Here is a 1778-nt window from a genome sequence, read left to right as displayed (position 1 = left end):
GGACAAAGAGCATGATCGTAGACGCGCAGATCGCCATTATCGCAAGCGGGGCGGCAGTATGGAATGCCATGACTGATATCGAAGGCGCCACGAATATTATCAAAGGCATTCTCGGAATAGAAATCATCGAAAAACCATCAACCGGGCTGGTGGGTTTGCGTTGGCGCGAGACGCGAATGCTGTTCGGGAAACCGGCAACCGTCGAGAAATGGATTACTGACGCAATCGAAGGCAAGTTCTACACCACCCGCGCCGAAAGCGACGGCTATCTATTCCTGGCCACCACGAGCATCGCAGAAAACGGCAACGGTTCCGTCACGCTGACCACTTCCCACGATTCCCTGCCGCAGACGTTGGCGGCCAGGCTGTCATCGCCAATGATGCTGCTTTTCAAGGGGGTAGCCCGAAAAGCCCTCCTGCAAGATCTACAAGACATCAAAACCGCCGTGGAGCGAACGCCAACATGAATAACGTCATCCTCGACTCCGTGCTGACCTGTCCGGAATGCGGGCATGCGAAGCAGGAGGTAATGCCTGTCAACGCCTGCCAATGGCACTATGAATGTGAAAGCTGCCACGCCGTGCTGCGGCCGAAGCCGGGCGATTGCTGCGTGTACTGCTCCTACGGCACCGTAGTTTGCCCGCCGATGCAGAATCCCGAGGGTGGATGCTGTTCCAGGCCAGCGAAGTAGTTTCTTTTGCGTACAACTGTGCTACAATCCGAGGTTCCCGTGAGAGCAGGCACCGAAAGCGCAGCGTAGGGCTGCCACCTGCAATCCGGTCATATTTGGAGCATTCACATGCCAAAAATGAAAACTAAGAGCTCCGCGAAGAAGCGTTTTCGCGTGCGCCCAGGTGGCACCGTTAAGTCGGGCATGGCGTTCAAGCGTCACATCCTGACCAAGAAGACCACCAARAACAAGCGTCAACTGCGTGGCACCCGTAACATCAATGCGTCCGACGTTCAAAGCGTCTACCGCATGATGCCGTCCGCTTAATCTCACAACATTATTTAAGGAGCTACTATGCCTCGAGTAAAACGTGGGGTTACCGCGCGTGCCCGTCATAAAAAAGTACTGAACCTGGCCAAGGGTTACCGCGGTCGTCGCAGCAAAGTATTCCGTATTGCCAAGCAAGCAGTGATGCGCGCTGGTCAGTACGCATACCGCGACCGTCGTAACAAGAAGCGCGTCTTCCGCGCCCTGTGGATCACCCGTATCAACGCGGCTTCCCGCGAGCACGGTCTGACCTACAGCGTGTTCATGAATGGTCTGAAGAAGGCCGCGATTGAACTGGACCGTAAGGTCCTGGCTGATATGGCTGTGATGGACAAGCCTGCATTTGCAGCGATTGTCAACGTCGTCAAAGCCAAGATCGCTGCTTAATTGCCAGTGATGCGCGCTGCCTTCGGGCAGCGCTCATAAGAAGCGGGACATGGTGCGAACCAGGTCCCGTTTTTAATTTCCAAAACAGGAAAACAGTCGGATGAACTCCCTCGAACAACTCGTCGTCTCCGCGCAGGCTGATTTTGTCGCCGCCGCAGACGCTGCCGCACTCGAAAACGCCAAAGCCAAGTATCTTGGCAAGACCGGCCAGATTACCGAAATGATGAAGGGCCTGGGCAAGCTGACCCCGGAAGAGAAGAAGACCCAGGGCGCCCTGATCAACGCTGCCAAAGTGCAGATCGAGAACGCGCTGACCGCGCGCCGAGATGCCCTGGCCGAAGCCCAGTTGCAAGAGCGCCTGAACGCCGAAGCGATCGACGTGACGCTGCCAGGC

General features: G+C 56.3%; 4 protein-coding genes and 1 pseudogene. All 5 read left to right on the top strand.

Features of this window, described 5'->3' with window-relative positions:
• Window positions 1-467 (top strand): hypothetical protein (locus AB4Z11_RS30760; protein ID WP_442029836.1); only part of this gene is annotated, 467 nt, incomplete at its 5' end.
• Window positions 464-691 carry a GDCCVxC domain-containing (seleno)protein gene (locus tag AB4Z11_RS30755; RefSeq protein ID WP_442029834.1) on the top strand — a complete coding sequence of 76 codons (228 nt, stop codon included), beginning with the start codon at window positions 464-466 and terminating at the stop codon, window positions 689-691. The genes AB4Z11_RS30760 and AB4Z11_RS30755, both read left to right, overlap by 4 nt.
• A 108-nt stretch (window positions 692-799) precedes the next feature.
• Window positions 800-997 (top strand): 50S ribosomal protein L35, encoded by a 198-nt coding sequence (gene rpmI, locus AB4Z11_RS30750; RefSeq protein WP_056135342.1) that lies wholly within the window; start codon window positions 800-802, stop codon window positions 995-997.
• Between the two features lie 27 nt (window positions 998-1024).
• Window positions 1025-1384 carry a 50S ribosomal protein L20 gene (rplT, locus tag AB4Z11_RS30745; RefSeq protein ID WP_442029832.1) on the top strand — a complete coding sequence of 120 codons (360 nt, stop codon included), beginning with the start codon at window positions 1025-1027 and terminating at the stop codon, window positions 1382-1384.
• 100 nt (window positions 1385-1484) lie between these two features.
• Window positions 1485-1778: pseudogene (locus tag AB4Z11_RS30740) on the top strand (phenylalanine--tRNA ligase subunit alpha); the annotation flags it as partial.

The organism is Pseudoduganella sp. RAF53_2, assembly GCF_052113985.1.
Classification (GTDB): Bacteria; Pseudomonadota; Gammaproteobacteria; order Burkholderiales; family Burkholderiaceae_D; genus Rugamonas.
The sequence above is the reverse complement of the archived record's forward strand: the minus strand, read 5'-3'. Positions and strand labels throughout refer to the sequence as shown.